The organism is Rhodococcus sp. NPDC059969 (genome assembly GCF_042738325.1).
Lineage (GTDB): Bacteria > Actinomycetota > Actinomycetes > Mycobacteriales > Mycobacteriaceae > Rhodococcus_F.
On the sequence record NZ_JBHWUF010000001.1, the window covers coordinates 535,717 to 552,065 of the forward strand.

Here is a 16,349-nt window from a genome sequence, read left to right on the forward strand (position 1 = left end):
CTGGTGCGGCACGTTGTGGTGTGAACACTATCGGGCGAGCCGGATATCTCCGGCTTCGGTCCTGGTCAGACGATTTAAGGAGAGCCTCTATGAGGGTGTGGTTCCTTTCGCCCACGTCTTGACCCAATCGAGGCGCACCTCGGTGGCGGCGAGGTCGCCCATGTCGATACGACGGAACGGCTCGTGCACGTATCGGAGTTGGTCATGGTCTGCCCCTTGGTCGCTGACGGCGACGAGGGCAAGACGGTGCTGATCGGGGACGTTCTTGCCGTAAAGGACTTCGTTGAACGTGACAGTGAAATCTTCCGCACCTTCGACGCGCCCTTTGACCTCGATGAACACGTAGCGGCCTTGTCCGTCGAGGGAACGGATGTCGTAGCCCTTGTTGTTATGTGGCATCTCTTCTGGAACCCTGCCGAGTGCGCGTTCCGCAGCGAGGATTGCATCGACTGCACGGCGTTCGACACGGGCGGTGTCCCGGGCATATGTGGCTACAGGACCCGGCAGCATCCCTGCCGGGATGATCAGGGCAGCGCCTTCAACTCGGGGTGGTTTCGCCGCGAGTCGGGCGTGGCGGTCGAGCTCGACGGTTCGAGCCTCCAGACGCGCCTCGAGATCCCGGGCTCGTGCTTCGAGGCGCTCGGGACTTTGCTTGTTTTTCGCCGGACGACCGCGTTGAGCAGAGGAGCTACTGTCGCGGATACGTGCAGCCTCACTGTCGAGGTAGTTGACCTGTTGGGTGAGGCGTTTGTGCACCGCGGTGCGGGTCTTTTCCACCAGCGGCAGTACTCGAGATCTCACTTCGTCGAAGTGCTGGGGTTGGGCGTGAGCGATCGCCCACGATTCGGCGAGCCGATCAACCCCGTCGGCGAGCCACGCCTGCGCAAGCACACTGTCCGCGGCGTTGCGAGCAGTATCGGGCAGCGGGTGCAGGTCCAGGTACGGCGCCGGCCCACAGCTGGTCGCCTGCCCGCCCGGGGCCAGTGCGATGAATTCGAAGCGTTTGGAGACCACCTGACCTGTGCCGTCGATGATTTCCCCGGTCACCGCGACGATCAGACGCGGCTGCTCACCAGGATCTGTCGGATCGAACAGGACTGTGCCCGATTCGAGGGCATGACGGTGAGTCTCGATGGTGGCGTCGAGGACTGTGTCGAGCAGAGGATGTCCGGGGGCTAGGAACTCAGCTCTCGTCCCGCCATCTGCGTCGATATTGGCGGTGTCGAACGTGACCCGGTGATAGCGCGAAGCTATCGGCAGGGCAGCGCCGGGTCGCTGCCGGGCACGTAGTGCGGCCGGGACGTTGGTGATCTCGAATCGGCCCGCTTCGCGGCGGGTCAGACGGCCGCCAGCGCGGGCAAAGGCGTCTTTGAAGAACGCGGCAATATAGTGCGGCTGCAGTTTTCGTGCGCGGGCCTCGTCCATCTCGCGGCGTAACCGTTCGAGCTCGTGCGGGTCGAGGCTCTCGCGGGCGAGGGCCCGCTCGTCGAGGAGATCGGACAGTCCGCGGGCGACCTCGGCGTCGATGATCTGGTTGAGTTTGTCGAGCTGGGCGGGGTCGTCGCCGTAGCGGACGGCATCCATCAACAACCCGCGTAGTGGCTGGTCGGCGAACGCGTCTCCGAGGACGTCGAAGAGTCGTCCTCCGTAGGCGCGGCGCTGGGTTTCCATTTTCTCGAGGAGTCGGGTGAATACCTGGCCCTCGCGGGTGCCTGCAGCGACGAGGTTCCACAGCCGACAGGTGTGCTTTTGCCCGATGCGGTGAATGCGGCCGAAACGTTGCTCGATACGGTTCGGGTTCCACGGCAAGTCGTAGTTGATCATCAGGTGCGCGGCCTGCAAGTTCAAGCCTTCACCGGCGGCGTCGGTGGCGACGAGGACCTGGGTGGTGGGGTTGTGGGTGAACTGCTCACGGATACCGCGGCGCTCCTCACGGCGGGTGCCGCCATGGATGGTCACCACAGCATCGGGCCGGCCGAGAATGTTGCGGATCTGTTCAGTCAGGTAGAAGAGCGTGTCTTTATGCTCGGTGAACACGATCAGCTTCCGTGGTGCACCTTGTGGGTCGCGCAGCAGATCCTCATCAAGGAGCAGGGACCGCAGCTCCGCCCATTTACGGTCCTCACCGGAGTCACGCACCTGCTCCGCGAGTGCGACAAGTTTCTGTAGTTGGGCGATTTCGACGTCGAGTTCGGCGACGGTGCGGGCTGCAGTCGCAGCGTCGACGACCTGTTCCTCAAGATCTTCGAGTTCGTGGGAGTCGAGTTCCTCCGGGTCGGCGAGCCTGGCCCCGAGTGTGGTGTCGTCGAGCAGTCGCGGTTGCGGGGTGAGCATGTCGCGGCGTTTGCTCTCGAGTCGGTCGCGGCGACGCTGCAGTGATCGCACGATCGCATGAGTCGAGGACGCGAGGCGACGCTGGAGCACAGTAAGGGCGAATCCGACTGTGCGAGCCCGGGGGTTGTCGTTGCCGAGTTGGCCGGCCTTGTTCATTTCTTCCCGCACATACCGGGTCACTTCTTCGTAGAGGTGCTGTTCCCCGTCGGAGAGGGTGTAGGGAACGGTTTCGGCGATCCGCTCGGGGAACAACGGTCTACCTTCGAAGGTGAGCAGTTCCTCTTTGACCACCCGCCGCATCAACCCGGAAGTGTCGGTGGTGTGCGCCCCTGCCCGGTATTCGCCCTCGAACCTGTCCGGATCCACCAAGGCCATGAACGCCTGAAAGCTGGCTTCGTTGCCCGAGTGTGGGGTGGCGGTCATCAGCAGGAGGTGCCGGGTGATCTCACCGAGCTTTTGGCCGAGTTGGTAGCGGCGGGTCGTGTCGAGCTGTCCGCCCCACCAACTCGCAGACATCCGGTGCGCCTCGTCGACGACGATCAGATCCCACTCGCTCGAGTCCAGCAACGCGAGTAGGTCGTCGTTGCGGGCGAGTTGATCCATCCGGGCAATCAGGATCGGGTGTCGGTCGAACGGGTTGGTATCCACGCAGGAAGCGATCAACTCCCGAGACAGCAACTCGGCCGCGATTCCGAACTTTGTCGCAAGCTCGTCCTGCCACTGTTCGACCAGCGAGCCTGGCGCGACGATCAACATCCGAGACAGGTCCCCGCGGAGCATCAGCTCCTTCGCATACAACCCAGCCATCACGGTCTTCCCCGCGCCGGGATCATCGGCAAGGACAAACCGCAGCGGTGTTCGTGGCAGCAGATCCCCGTAGACCGCTCGGATCTGATGCGGCAGCGGGTCAACAGCGCTCGAGGCCACGGCGACCATCGGATCGTGCAGACCGGCCATCCGGATGCGTAAGGCCTCGGTGGCAAGCCGGAAGTCGGCAGGGTCGGCGTCGAAACCCCACCGCGACTGAGGAGTAGCGATCCGCAAACGCTCCTCGTCGAGCCGGTACAGCACTTGCTGTCCAAGACCGCCTGAGGCGTCTTTGAAGGTCACGGTCACTGCCTCGGTGCCATACCGATCCACGGCCACGATCGTCACCGGCTCCGAAGCAACACCGATCAACATCACACCTGACTGGAGGTCCTCCAGACGAGCTGGAACACCGTCAGAGGAACTATCTGCCACGCACCGCACCTTTCATCAACGAACAATCGGTTCATCGTGTCACCCTGAACCGACAAATGAGACGGATGCTCGACGGGGATTCGCGCCAGTGTCCCGGCGGGCAATGTCCGTGCGCCAGGTCAGGCTTCAGCGGTCTCGGGGGCAGCGCCATTGAGAATGGGGACAATGTAGACGTCGATTCCGCGGGATTCCAGATCGTTTACTGTGCGAACCAGGGTCACCTGGCTGAAGCTATAGAGAGTCTCGGCGGTGAACAATTTGCCTTTCCGGCGCGCGATCCCGAACACCACAGCTGGCGGCTTCTTCTTCACCAAGTGAGGATCGCCGCCGGCATCCTCGACACGTTTCTTGAACTTCGTTCGCGCTTGATTGTCTGACATGAGGGAGTGCGCAGAATTGTGGCCTTGCGCAAAAAGATGGCTGGCGGGCGCGGATGAGTCGATGTTCTTAACATGAACCAAGTCGCCGTCAGATGTGAGGATGTCGCATGTTTCGAATCCACGCCTGTTCTGCAAGGTGTAGATCAGCTTCCTGTCCAGAAGCACTCCGCCGCAGGCATCCGCAGCGAGTTTGTTGTAGTGCTTTTCTTCGATTTTTTCGTCTTCACGATCAGGTGGCCAAGGCGGTAGTTCCCCTTGCCAGTTGCGGTCGAATATCTCTTGGACGCGTTTGGCGAGGTCTGCCGCGTAGGCATCGTCCATCAGATACCACGCACCGTCGTGAAGGAAATATCTTCGACCGGCGAGGGTTGTTTCGTATGCAATCCACTTGCGCAGAGGTATGTCGGAACTGATTGCTTCCTGGCCGTCTGGATCGCTGAAGAGTTGAATTTTCACGCGATCTAGGGAATCGAGGATGTTGTTCTTGTCGACAGATTCTTTGATGTCTTCTGCTGTAGGGACCCCTGCTCGGACGTCCCTTCGGCCTCTGCCCTTGACTACGAACGAATCGGGAGTCCCATTTTCGTTGACGCTTTCATGGGGCCACGCGGATCCGAATCCCTCAACAGAATCGGCACTGAGAGCTTTGACGAGCATTGTGTCAAGCAGAAGGGCGCTGTCGCTGCCCTTCTTGACCGCCACCAGTTGTTCGAGCACCTCGAGGTCTTTCTGGGCAGGTCGTGCGAGCGCTTCCTCGATCATCGCCAAGTCCGTGAGCAATGTCTTCGGCGACAGTCCAAGTGGCATGCTCAGAGCATCCGCGCCACGTAGTTTGAAAGGTTTACCCACGCTGAGCCCAGACAACTCGGCTGCAGCGACGACTCGAGTAACCAGTTCACCGAAGCCGCCGATACCGAACCCGCGGAGGTGAGCACCCGATGGAATCGATGAGCGATCGATTTTCGCTCGATCATCCATGGTCTTACGGGTCAACGAGTTCAGCTTCTCAGGGTCGGCGATCCTGATCGCCAGACGTTGCCCGAATCCCGGATCGACATGTGCCTGATCGAGCAAGAGAAATCCCATACCGTATGTAATTGCCCACGTCACACTGTCGCCTGCATCGATCAGCAATACCGCTGCGGCCGTCACGTTCTTCGCGACGATCGGTTCCTCGATCAGTGAGCCGACGCGTTCAGTCCACTTCGGTTGCTCGGTTGAGATATGACCGTGCACCAAGAGCGCTTCGCGGTCGCCGACGGAACACTCGCGCGTCTCGAATCCTTCTGAATCGCCGAGGTATTTCTCTTTGATCGCGTGGATTTTTCCTTCAAGACCGGTAAGTCGGTAAAGCGTCGTGGGTGCGGAGGTCGAGCGGCGTTGCGCCAAGTGCATTCTGCTTTCGATCAAAGACGTATGGATCACGGATGACATAAGAGCAACGGCGTCAGCGTTGTCTCTGCCAACAGGTTAACTACAGAACCCGCCAAATCGGACAGAACCCGCAACACTCGATGCGTCCGTTGAACGCCCATCCATCTACCCCTCAAGGCTTCATTGTGGGAAGTCTGGCTCAGCAATCAGGTCAAGGAGAGTGCCGTTCACCTGACATAAGATTGTTCTCGGAGTCACACACTTGCCGAGTCGTTTTCAACCTGAGCTGACGCGATAACGACTGGCTGATCAGTGACTAGGTTCATTGAAATTATCTCGGGCGGTCCCGGCGACCACCGAAAGTTGATTGCTCTGGATCTCAAGTTCACCGGCGGATGTTTCAAACGACAATTTTGGAACACCGATAGATCTGCTCGCAATGTCCATCACGACAGCTCCCTAAGCGCGGAACACTTCTTGCGAACCACCCCGCCATCGGGTGAATGTCCGTTATCTTCCTCGATAGTGGTTGCAATCTCCTGGCTGCTTGGCATCCCGCGCACGGATGCTGTCACCACGAAAGGGAGCACATCTGTGAATGGACCCGAAACGCCTACTCGTTTGTCCCGGACCACCGCGGCCCTCGGCGTCGGCGCGCTCGCTGCCGCGATCACCTTCGGCAGTGCAGTTGGTACTGCATCAGCCGACACCCCGGTCGTCGACTTCGGCAGTATCTCTTTCGCGGTGACCAACGGCCCCGACAACACCATCTACGACATCAACGCCGTCATCAATCTCCCACCCGGCACACTGCCGCCAGGGATGATGACCCCTCAGATCACGGCGCCCGCTGCGCCCCCTCAACCAGTCGGCGACCCGTTTGCGGGCACCGCATTGGACTTCGTCCTGAGCTTCATTCAGGCTGCGGCCAGATAGCCGACAACAAAAAACGAGGCCACCAACTCTTGTGAGTTCGTGGCCTCGTCTTGTGGTGGGCGAAGGGGGACTTGAACCCCCACGTCCCTAAGGACACTGGCACCTGAAGCCAGCGCGTCTGCCATTCCGCCACTCGCCCGAGCAACGCCGAAACATTATCACGACAAACTTTGAAAGTTCTATTCGTGCAGCTCAGGGCACGAATCGATGAACACCGAGCACCCGAAAGCCCAGAACCGATACCATGCTGAAACAGCGGCCAGGTACTGCCGAAGCGACATTTGACAGTACCGTGGAACCTGTACAGCAGTTTGGACGACACGCGACAAGGCGGTGCCGGCGCTAGTTGCCGAGCATTTTGCCGTCGTTGATGCGAGGCGAGAGGAGGGCCCGATGGGCATCGTGCAGCGTTTCGAACGAAAGCTCCAAGGAGCTGTCGGCGACGCATTCGCGCGGGTCTTCGGTGGTGGTGTTGTGCCGCAGGAAGTAGAGGCGGCGCTCCAACAGGAGGCACGTGACCGCGTCGAGCACCTCGGCGGCGGAATCCTTCTCGCCCCCAACAACTACGTGATCACCATCAACAACTCCGATCACGAAGAGTTGGCAGCTGATCGCGAACTGACGACCAAAGCTTTCAGCCGACACCTGCAGGATTTCATCCGCGATCAGGGTTGGCAGACGTACGGCGACATCTCGGTCACTTTCGAGCCTTCGCCTACGCTCCACACCGGTCAGTTCCGCACCCGCGGAACCGTCGACCCGGATGGTGACGCCGAGCAGGCATCACCGCCGTCGCATGTTCCGCAGGTTTCGTCGCGGCCTCCACAACCGCCGCCTCAGCGACCCGCACCGATTGTTCCCCCTGTTTCCAATCCAGTCCCGTCACAACCAGGAGCCGGCCCCATGACGCAGAACTCAGGCTACGAACCAAGCCGCGAACCGGCGGGTCGCCAGCCCGAACCGCAGCAGCCGGCACGGAACGGGTACTCCCACGACGACGGCGGTTACGCCGCTCCGCAAGGCCAGGAAGCGCCGCACCAGAACGGTTACGACCGCGGCGACGGTTACCGCACGGGCGACGACCAGCAGGGCTACAACCAGCAGCAGGGCGGCTACGACCAGCAGGCGTACCCGAACCAGCAGCAGCCGTACGAGCAGGCCGGTTACGACCAGCAGGGCTATGACCAGCAGGGCGGCGGCTACGACCAGCAGGGTTACCAGCAGCAGCCGTACGACCAGCAGGGCTACGGCCAGCAGGCGTACCAGGGTGGGTACGACCAGCAGGGCTACCAGCAGGGCGGCTACGACCAGCAGGGTTACCAGCAGCCGTACAACGGCCAGTCCTACGATCAGCCGGGCTACGACCAGCAGAGCTACCAGCAGGGCGGCTACGACCAGCAGGCGTACACACAGCAGCCGTACGAGCAGGCCGGCTACGAGCAGGGCGGCAACTTCGAGCAGACGCAGGCCTACCCGCAGCAGGGCTATGCCCAGCCGCAGGGCGGTTACGCACCGACGGCCCAGAGCCTGACGGCAACCCTGCAGCTCGAAGACGGCAGCGGACGCCACTTCCAGCTTCGCGACGGCAGCAATGTCATCGGCCGCGGCCAGGAAGCTCAGTTCCGCCTCCCGGACACCGGCGTCTCACGTCGCCACATCGACATCCGTTGGGACGGCCGCACCGCGATGCTGTCCGATCTGGGATCTACGAACGGCACGACCGTCAACGGAGCACCGGTCCAGGACTGGCAGCTGGCAGACGGCGACATCATTCGCGCAGGTCACTCGGAGATTCTGGTTCGCATTCTCTGAGCTGAGAAACGGACGCCAGGATTTTTCCGATAACAATCGAACATTCGGCGGTCCGTCGGCGCGCCGCCGTCACGCGGCTGTCAGTATCGTGATCTTCGGGGCCCAGAGCCCCCTATGATGCTGCCAGTCGACAATGCTCGAACCCCGCTGCGGCGGGGCTCGAGCCATAGAAGGAGGTGGACAGCCGTGCAGGGCCTGATTCTGCAACTCACACGGGCGGGCTTCCTGCTCCTACTGTGGCTGTTCGTCTGGGCAGTCCTCCGCACTCTCCGCTCCGACATCTATGCCGGCTCCGGGGTCAGGGTTCCGCCGCGGTACACCCGCGCCGGAAAGGTCCTGCCCTCGCTGGGCAAGGCGAAGGTGCCGCGGTACCTGGTGGTCACGCAGGGCGCCCTCGCCGGTACCCGCATCACCCTGGGTTCTCAGCCGGTCATGATCGGCCGCGCCGACGATTCGACGCTCGTTCTCACCGACGATTACGCGTCGACGCGCCATGCGCGGCTCTCGCAGCGCGGCGCCGACTGGTACGTCGAGGATCTCGGTTCGACCAACGGCACCTATCTGGACCGCGCCAAGGTCACAACTGCGGTGCGCGTGCCGCTGGGCACTCCGGTTCGCGTCGGCAAGACGGTAATCGAGCTACGCCCGTGACCCTTGTTCTCCGCTACGCGGCGCGCAGCGACCGCGGTCTCGTGCGCTCCAACAACGAAGATTCCGTGTACGCCGGTGCACGCCTGCTGGCCTTGGCCGACGGTATGGGCGGACACGCGGCCGGTGAGGTCGCGTCGCAGTTGATGATTGCCGCCCTGGCGCATCTCGACGACGACGAGCCCGGCGAGGATCTGCTCGGCAAGCTCGAGGCAGCCACCCGCGAGGGCAACGATTCCATCGCCGATCACGTCGAGGAAGAGCCCGAACTCGACGGCATGGGCACCACGCTCACCGCGATCCTCTTCTCCGGCAGCAAGCTCGGACTCGTGCACATCGGCGACTCGCGCGCCTACCTGCTGCGTGACGATCACCTGACGCAGATCACCCGCGACGACACGTTCGTTCAGTCGCTGGTCGACGAGGGCAGGATCACCGCCGAGCAGGCACACACGCACCCGCAGCGATCCCTGATCATGCGGGCGTTGACCGGCAACGAGATCGAGCCGACGCTCACCGTGCGCGAAGCCCGCGCCGGCGATCGCTACCTGCTCTGCTCCGACGGCCTCTCCGACGTGGTCAGCGACGAGACCATCGAGAACACGATGCGCGAAGGCTCGCAGGAGCAGTGCGCCGATCGTCTCATCGAATTGGCGCTGCGCAGCGGCGGTCCCGACAACGTCACCGTCGTCGTTGCAGATGTCATCGACCTCGACTACGGCCAGTCGCATCCCATCGTCGCGGGTGCCGCGTCGACGGAAGAGGAAGAGGACTCCCCTCCCCCCAACACTGCTGCCGGCCGAGCCGCTGCCATGCGTCCGCCGCGCGCGACGCCCAAGCGAGTTGTCTCCCAGCCCGAACCGGAACCGAAGAAGAAGCGGAACCGGTTGTGGTGGGTGGTCCTCGCTGTGGTGCTGATCGCGCTGGTCGGCGTCGGCGCCGTGATCGGCCGCGCCGTCATCCGCAACAACTACTACGTCGGCGAAGACAACGGCCGCGTGACGGTGCTGCGCGGAATCCCCGGTTCGGTGCTCGGCTACTCGCTGCAAGACGCGGATCTGGTCGGTTGCGTCGGCGACGACGACGTCCTGACCCTCGTCTCCCCCGACGCGATTCCCAGCGACTGCAACATCCTCGAGGTCACCGATCTGCAGCCGTCGGCGCAGGAGCAGGTGCGCGCCGGGCTGCCGTCCGGCAAGCGTGAAGATGCGCAGAGCCAGATGATCCGTCTCATCGGCGGCGATCTGCTGCCTCGTTGCGAGCCGGTTCCGACGACGACGGCCGCGCCCACTCCCCCGCCTGCACCGGAGACGACGCCGCCCCCCGTACCGCCCGCGGATCCAGCTGCGCCGACAACGGCGGCACCCACGACTACGCCTACGCCGACCGAAGTTCCCGGTCAGACTTGCAGGACGGTCAACTGATGTCGTCCAACGCAGCTGCGGGGACGGCTTTTCCGAGTCCGCCCGGAGGTTTTGCCCCGGCGCCGGTCCAGTCGACCCGTCGAAACATGGAGCTGCTGCTCCTGGGCTTTGCCGTCATCATCACGACGGTCTCGCTTCTGCTCGTCGAGGCGAGCCAGGAACAGAAGATCACTCTCGATCTGGCCAAGTACGCGCTCGCGTACACGGGCCTGTTCCTGATCGCGCACTTGGCAATTCGACGGTATGCGCCGTACGCCGATCCGCTGTTGCTCCCGATCGTCGCCCTGCTCAACGGCCTGGGATTGGTGCTCATCCACCGACTCGACCTCGCCGACGAACAGACAGCGCTCTACAACGGCGTCGAGGCACCGTCTCCGGATGCGAACCAGCAGGTCATGTGGACTGCGCTGGCGATCACCGGTTTCGTGCTGCTGCTCGTGTTCTTGAAGGACTACCGCCTGATGGCGCGGTTCAGCTACACACTCGGCCTCGCGGGCCTGGTGTTCCTGGCGATTCCCGCGATCCTGCCGGCGAAGTTCTCGAGCGTGAACGGCGCAAAAATCTGGATTCGCCTGCCCGGATTCAGCATTCAGCCAGGTGAGTTCGCGAAGATCCTGCTCATCATCTTCTTCGCGTCCGTGCTCGTCGCCAAGCGCGACCTGTTCACCTCGGCCGGTAAACACTTCCTGGGCATGGATTTTCCACGTGCCCGCGACCTCGGCCCGATCCTGCTCGCCTGGATCGTCTCGGTGGGCGTTCTCGTCTTCGAAACCGACCTCGGTACGTCGCTGCTGCTCTTCAGCACCGTGCTGGTGATGCTCTACATCGCGACCGAGCGTGTGGGCTGGCTGGTGATCGGCGGCGGACTGCTCGCCATCGGATTCTTCTTCGCCTACAAGATGTTCGGTCACGTGCGCGTGCGCGTCGACACCTGGCTGGACCCGCTCGGCGACTACGCCAACACCGGTTATCAGATCTCGCAATCGCTGTTCGGCCTGGCCACTGGTGGTATCGCCGGAACAGGTCTTGGTAGTGGTCGACCCAACCAGGTCCCGTTCGCGAAGACGGACTTCATCATCGCGACCATCGGCGAAGAGCTCGGTTTGATCGGCCTGGCCGCTGTGCTGATGCTGTTCCTGCTTCTCATCGTGCGCGGTCTGCGTACGGCGTTGGCAGTGCGCGACAGCTTCGGCAAACTGCTCGCCGCCGGTCTGTCGTTCACGATCGCGATCCAGATTTTTGTCGTCGTCGGCGGCGTCACCAAGCTGATCCCGCTGACGGGTCTGACAACACCGTTCATGTCGTACGGCGGCTCGTCGCTGCTCGCGAACTACCTACTGCTGGCCATCCTCGTCCGGATCTCGGACGCGGCACGTGCGCCGGTAGTGACGAAGAAGAAAGGCCCGCCCCCAATCGCTGACGCCAATACCGAGATGATGCCGCGCGTATGAACACTCCACTGCGCCGCGTCGCGATGGCCGTCATGGTGATGGTCGTCGCGCTCCTCGCCAACGCCACGTACGTACAGGTCATCAAAGCTGACGACCTGCGAGCCGACCCGCGCAACTCACGGGTGCTGCTCGACGAGTACTCACGCCAGCGAGGTCAGATCTCGGCGGCCGGACAGGTACTGGCGGCCTCCCAGGCCACCGACGACCGGTACAAGTACCTGCGCCAGTATCCGAATCCGTACCCGTACGCACCGGTCACGGGCTTCTACTCGATGCAGTACGGCAGCGCCGGCCTCGAGCGCACCGAGGACCCGATTCTCAACGGCTCGGACAACCGGTTGTTCAGCCAGCGCTTCTTCGACTTGGTCTCCGGACGCGATCCGCGCGGTGGCAACGTCGTCACGACGCTCAATCCGGCCATGCAGCAGGTGGCGTACGACCAGCTGACCAGCAAGGGTTACACCGGTTCCGTCGTCGCCATCGAGCCGAGCACCGGACGCATCCTGACGATGGTCAGCACTCCGAGCTACGATCCGAACCTGCTTGCCAGCCACGACGGCGCCGAAACCACGCAGGCGTGGGACGAACTCAACGCCGATCCCAACGATCCGCTGGTCAACCGCGCGATCTCGCAGACCTACCCTCCCGGCTCGACGTTCAAGGTGCTCACCACGGCCGCAGCTCTGGGCAACGGCGCGACCCCGGAAGACCAGCTGACCGCGGCGCCGCAGATCACGCTGCCCGGCACCAGCACGACCCTCGAGAACTACAACGGCAGCACCTGCGGCCCCAACCCGACGGCGTCGTTGCGTGAAGCGTTTGCGCGCTCGTGCAACACGGCCTTCGTCGAACTGGGCATCAAGGACGGCGCCGACGCCATCAAGGACGAGGCCAGCGCCTTCGGCATCGGTCCCAACACTCCCGCGATCCCGCTGCCGGTTGCAGACAGCACCGTCGGCGACATCTCCGACGACGCTGCCCTCGGCCAGACCAGCATCGGCCAGCGCGACGTCGCGGTGACCCCGCTCGAGAATGCAGTGATCGCCGCGACCGTCGCCAACGGTGGTGTGCGGATGCAGCCCAACCTGATCTCCCAGTTGCAGGCACCCGATCTGACCGATCTCAGTACGCCGTCACCGGTGTCGATGGGTCAGGCGATCTCGCCGGCAGTGGCGGCAACGCTGACCGATCTGATGATCGGCTCGGAGAACTTCACCGGCGGCGACGGCAAGATTCCCGGCGTTCAGATCGCGTCCAAGACCGGTACCGCGGAGCACGGCGTGAACCCGCGGGAAACCCCGCCGCACGCCTGGTACATCGCTTTTGCACCGGCGCAGAATCCGACGGTCGCCGTGGCCGTCATCGTCGAGAACGGTGGTGACCGCGGACTTGCCGCTACCGGTGGCTCGGTTGCTGCGCCGATCGGTCGTGCAGTCATCGCAGCCGGAATCCAAGGGGGCTGAACCGTGGCGTTGAACAACGGCGCTTTGATCGCCGATCGTTACCGATTGATCCGTCTCATCGCCACCGGTGGGATGGGTCAGGTGTGGGAAGCCACGGACTCCCGGCTCAACCGTCGCGTCGCCGTCAAGGTACTCAAGTCCGAGTTCTCTTCCGATCCGGAGTTCTTGGAGCGCTTCCGCTTCGAGGCACGCACCACCGCGCAGCTCAACCATCCCGGTATCGCCGGAATCTACGACTACGGCGAGACCCGTGACAGCTCGGGCGATTCCACGGCGTACCTGGTGATGGAACTCGTCAACGGCGAGCCGCTCAACGCTGTCCTGGCACGCGTCGGCCGCCTGGCGGTTCCGCATGCCCTCGACATGCTCGAGCAGACCGGCCGCGCCCTGCAGGTCGCACACGACGCCGGTGTCGTGCACCGCGACGTGAAGCCGGGCAACATCCTCATCACGCCGACGGGCCAGGTGAAGATCACGGACTTCGGCATCGCCAAGGCCGTCGAGAACTCACCTGTCACGCGTACGGGAATGGTGATGGGCACTGCCCAGTACATCGCGCCCGAGCAGGCTCTCGGTCAGGACGCGACCGCGGCGAGTGACGTGTACTCGCTGGGAATCGTCGGATACGAAGCACTTTCGGGTCGACGCCCGTTCACCGGTGACGGCGCGCTGACCGTCGCGATGAAGCACGTGCAGGAAACCCCGGCGCCGATGCCGTCCGACCTGCCGCCGAACATCCGCGAGCTCATCGACATCACGTTGACCAAGGACCCGGCCGGCCGCTACGCCAGTGGCGGCGAGTTCGCCGACGCCGTTGCAGCCGTCCGCGCGGGTCGGCGTCCACCGCCTCCCGGTCTGCTCGCCACCGGCGCCGCGAGCGCGTTGCCGGCGACGGGTGCCACACAGGTCATGCCGCCGACGTACGCGGGCCCGGCTACGGGCGCAGCTGCTGCGGACGACGCCGCAGCCGGCGGACTGACCAGTGGGCAGAAGGCCGTGGCGTGGGCCGGTGGCGGATTGATCTTGTTGGCGTTGATCATCGGCGGAGTCTGGATCGCGACGGACGGTCCGAGCGACCCGACACCGCCCGTCGTCACGTCCACGACGTTGCCGACTACGACGACGCCCAAGCCCACCACGACAACAACTCGGCCAACAACGACGACGACCGAGCCGACCACAACGACGACTCGGCCGACGACAACCACGACCGAGCCGACAACCACCACGACAACGCCGACCACGACAACAACCACTCCGACGACCACAACCACCACCACGACGACAACGACGACCACAACGACCACTGAGCCGTTGGCGGATCCCGGAGACGCTGAAGAACCGCTAGGACAAGACCAATGACGACACCCCGCAATCTCTCCTCCCGCTACGAGCTGGGTGAGATTCTCGGCTTCGGCGGAATGTCCGAGGTTCACCTGGCGCGCGACCTCCGACTCAGCCGCGACGTCGCGATCAAGGTGCTGCGTGCAGACCTCGCGCGCGACCCCACGTTCTACTTGCGGTTCCGTCGTGAGGCGCAGAATGCTGCTGCGCTGAACCATCCCGCAATCGTTGCCGTCTACGACACCGGTGAAGCCGAGACCGACGCCGGGCCGTTGCCGTACATCGTCATGGAGTACGTCGACGGCGACACGTTGCGTGACATCGTGCGCAGCACCGGGCCGATGACTCCGCGCAAGGCGATGGAAGTGATCGCGGACGTCTGCGCCGCTTTGGACTTCAGCCACCGCAACGGCATCGTGCACCGCGACGTCAAGCCCGCCAACATCATGATCAACCGTGCCGGTGCCGTGAAGGTGATGGACTTCGGTATCGCCCGCGCGATCTCCGACGCGTCGAGCCCGATGACGCAGACGGCGGCCGTGATCGGCACCGCTCAGTACCTGTCGCCGGAGCAGGCGCGCGGTGAGCAGGTGGACGCGCGTTCGGACGTCTACTCGCTCGGTTGTGTGCTGTTCGAGATTCTGACGGGCGAGCCGCCGTTCAAGGGTGATTCACCCGTCGCCGTCGCGTACCAGCATGTTCGTGAAGATCCGCAGACGCCGTCGGAGATCAATCCCGACATTCCGCGCGAGCTGGATTCGATCATTCTCAAGGCGATGAGCAAGAACCCGGCCAACCGCTACCAGAGCGCCGGCGACATGCGCAGCGACTTGGTGCGTGTCCTGGGCGGTCAGCGTCCGAGTGCTCCGATGGTGATGAACGACGAGGACCGCACCACCATCCTCGGCGCCGTCGGCTCCGACACCGGGAACTACCGCACTGCGCCTGATCCGGTCGAGCCGGTTGCTACGAGGACAACTCGCGCTGCCGAGCCGCCTGCCAAGAAGAAGGGCGGACGCTACGCCCTGATGGGCATCGCGGCGCTTCTGGTGATCGGTCTGGTGACGTTCTTCCTCATTCGGGTGAACTCGCCGAAGGTCGAGATGGTGACCGTTCCGGGTGACCTCACCAACCAGCCCGCCGACGTCGCCGAGGCGACGCTGACAAACGCCGGATTCCAGGTGGAGCGTCAGCAGAAGACGGACAAGGTGATCGCCGCCGGAAACGTCATCACGACGCGTCCGGTTGCCGGGGTGCGCATCGAGAAGGGCAGCACCGTCACCATCGACGTGTCCACCGGCCCCGAGCAGGTCGCTATCCCGCGCCTGACCGGCCTGAGCCAGGACGACGCAGAGAAGAAGCTCAACTCCGTCGGACTCCGACTTGATCCGACCATCGGCAAGGCCGCGTCGACCATTGCCGAGGTCGACAAGATCGTCAATCAGGATCCTGCCGTCGGAGTGTCGGTTGTTCTCGATTCCGCGGTCTCGATCACCGTCGGCACCGGTCCGGAGCAGGTTCGTGTCCCGGATGTCACCGGTCAGCGTGAAGAGGTGGCGAGGCCCAACATCGAAGGCGCCGGGTTCGTCGTCCAGATCACGGAGATCGATTCGGGTCTGCCGAAGGGACAGGTCGTTTCGACCGACCCGACCGGCGGTACGTCGGCCACCAAGGGTTCGACCGTGACCCTACGAGTGTCCAACGGCAACCAGGTCGCGATGCCTGATCTGACCAACAAGACGGTGTCGGAGGCGTTGAGCACGCTTCGCGCAGCCGGTTGGGCGGGAACCGCTTCGCAGCTGGTGCAGAACCAGAGCACGACGCTCACCCCGGAAATGGTGGGCAAGATCGTCTCGCAGACCCAGCCTCCGGGCTCGGAGATCTCCAAGGACGCGGTCATCACCGTCAGCGTCGGAGCGCTCGGAATCCCCGGCCGCTAGC

General features: G+C 63.5%; 10 protein-coding genes and 1 tRNA gene. 8 read left to right on the forward strand and 3 right to left on the reverse strand.

The window, feature by feature from the left end; genetic code table 11:
- Window positions 1-87 precede the first annotated feature (87 nt).
- The gene (locus ACFWAD_RS02470; RefSeq protein ID WP_378542891.1) at window positions 88-3,516 is read right to left on the reverse strand and encodes a helicase-related protein; all 3,429 of its coding nucleotides are present in this window, start codon (window positions 3,514-3,516) and stop codon (window positions 88-90) included.
- Between the two features lie 179 nt (window positions 3,517-3,695).
- On the reverse strand, window positions 3,696-5,345 hold the full coding sequence (locus tag ACFWAD_RS02475; RefSeq protein ID WP_378541110.1) for a DUF6119 family protein: 1,650 nt from the start codon (window positions 5,343-5,345) through the stop codon (window positions 3,696-3,698).
- 579 nt (window positions 5,346-5,924) lie between these two features.
- On the opposite strand from ACFWAD_RS02475, the gene ACFWAD_RS02480 reads away from it, so the two are divergent.
- Complete coding sequence (locus ACFWAD_RS02480) at window positions 5,925-6,266, forward strand: hypothetical protein (protein WP_378541113.1); 342 nt, start codon at window positions 5,925-5,927, stop codon at window positions 6,264-6,266.
- A gap of 53 nt (window positions 6,267-6,319) precedes the next feature.
- On the opposite strand, the gene ACFWAD_RS02485 is transcribed toward ACFWAD_RS02480, so the two are convergent.
- Window positions 6,320-6,405, reverse strand: a tRNA-Leu gene (locus ACFWAD_RS02485).
- A 254-nt stretch (window positions 6,406-6,659) separates the two neighbouring features.
- On the opposite strand from ACFWAD_RS02485, the gene ACFWAD_RS02490 reads away from it, so the two are divergent.
- The 7 genes from ACFWAD_RS02490 (at window position 6,660) to pknB (ending at window position 16,348) form a co-directional block, all read left to right on the forward strand.
- On the forward strand, window positions 6,660-8,078 hold the full coding sequence (locus ACFWAD_RS02490; RefSeq protein WP_378541116.1) for an FhaA domain-containing protein: 1,419 nt from the start codon (window positions 6,660-6,662) through the stop codon (window positions 8,076-8,078).
- 186 nt (window positions 8,079-8,264) lie between these two features.
- Entirely contained in the window at window positions 8,265-8,729 is a 465-nt protein-coding gene (locus ACFWAD_RS02495; RefSeq protein ID WP_003943418.1) for an FHA domain-containing protein, read from the forward strand.
- Complete coding sequence (locus ACFWAD_RS02500) at window positions 8,726-10,150, forward strand: protein phosphatase 2C domain-containing protein (RefSeq protein ID WP_378541119.1); 1,425 nt, start codon at window positions 8,726-8,728, stop codon at window positions 10,148-10,150. The genes ACFWAD_RS02495 and ACFWAD_RS02500 overlap by 4 nt, the downstream gene beginning before the upstream one ends.
- Window positions 10,150-11,601 carry an FtsW/RodA/SpoVE family cell cycle protein gene (locus tag ACFWAD_RS02505; protein ID WP_007735775.1) on the forward strand — a complete coding sequence of 484 codons (1,452 nt, stop codon included), beginning with the start codon at window positions 10,150-10,152 and terminating at the stop codon, window positions 11,599-11,601. Before ACFWAD_RS02500 ends, ACFWAD_RS02505 begins: the two co-directional genes overlap by 1 nt.
- Window positions 11,598-13,064: a peptidoglycan D,D-transpeptidase FtsI family protein gene (locus ACFWAD_RS02510; RefSeq protein ID WP_378536237.1), complete on the forward strand. Its 1,467-nt coding sequence runs from the start codon at window positions 11,598-11,600 to the stop codon at window positions 13,062-13,064. Before ACFWAD_RS02505 ends, ACFWAD_RS02510 begins: the two co-directional genes overlap by 4 nt.
- Window positions 13,065-13,067: 3 nt before the next feature.
- Window positions 13,068-14,426 (forward strand): protein kinase, encoded by a 1,359-nt coding sequence (locus ACFWAD_RS02515; protein ID WP_378541122.1) that lies wholly within the window; start codon window positions 13,068-13,070, stop codon window positions 14,424-14,426.
- Window positions 14,423-16,348: a Stk1 family PASTA domain-containing Ser/Thr kinase gene (pknB, locus tag ACFWAD_RS02520; protein ID WP_064075272.1), complete on the forward strand. Its 1,926-nt coding sequence runs from the start codon at window positions 14,423-14,425 to the stop codon at window positions 16,346-16,348. The genes ACFWAD_RS02515 and pknB overlap by 4 nt, the downstream gene beginning before the upstream one ends.
- Window position 16,349 lies beyond the last annotated feature (1 nt).

What these genes read in the sequence shown, in the direction of transcription:
- ACFWAD_RS02470 (WP_378542891.1), bottom strand. Translation starts at nt 3,516, where the DNA reads ATGTTGATCGGTGTTGCTTCGGAGCCGGTGACGATCGTGGCCGTGGAT.
- ACFWAD_RS02490 (WP_378541116.1), top strand. Translation starts at nt 6,660, where the DNA reads ATGGGCATCGTGCAGCGTTTCGAACGAAAGCTCCAAGGAGCTGTCGGC.
- ACFWAD_RS02505 (WP_007735775.1), top strand. Translation starts at nt 10,150, where the DNA reads ATGTCGTCCAACGCAGCTGCGGGGACGGCTTTTCCGAGTCCGCCCGGA.
- ACFWAD_RS02510 (WP_378536237.1), top strand. Translation starts at nt 11,598, where the DNA reads ATGAACACTCCACTGCGCCGCGTCGCGATGGCCGTCATGGTGATGGTC.
- pknB (WP_064075272.1), top strand. Translation starts at nt 14,423, where the DNA reads ATGACGACACCCCGCAATCTCTCCTCCCGCTACGAGCTGGGTGAGATT.